Origin of the sequence: Halodesulfovibrio spirochaetisodalis, assembly GCF_001672295.1 — a bacterium.
GTDB classification, from domain to species: Bacteria; Desulfobacterota; Desulfovibrionia; order Desulfovibrionales; family Desulfovibrionaceae; genus Halodesulfovibrio; species Halodesulfovibrio spirochaetisodalis.
Genome location: NZ_JXMS01000059.1, coordinates 1 through 366 on the forward strand (window position 1 = coordinate 1; position 366 = coordinate 366).

1 protein-coding gene is annotated in these 366 nt (G+C 46.7%); it reads right to left on the reverse strand.

Going from position 1 to position 366, the window contains the following annotated elements; all coding sequences use genetic code 11:
- The coding region (locus SP90_RS16405; protein ID WP_269449379.1) for a calcium-binding protein at window positions 1-366 on the reverse strand (366 nt) is incomplete at both ends.

Sequence of the window (366 nt, forward strand, 5' to 3'; positions counted from 1 at the left end):
TAGATGACGTCGTGACCGTCGCCTTTGCTATACTTGTAGGTATCAGCATTAGCTCCGGCATGAATTATGTCATTCCCTTTGCCGGCATCAATGGTATTTGTACCATCACCAGCCCAAATGGTATCGTTATCGTCACCTGCGTCTATAGTATCATTTCCAGAGCCAGAATGAATTTCATCTTCCCCAGTTCCACCCCATATGGAGTTGTCACCTTCACCAGCCCAAATGGTATCGTTGTCTGCTCCTCCGATTATGGCATCATTTGCAGAACCAGTTCGTATAGTGTCATTACCATTGCCACCTTGAACATGCTGATAGGCGCTTCCTGTGGTGGTAATAGTATCGTCCCCGTCTTCTCCGTAGATA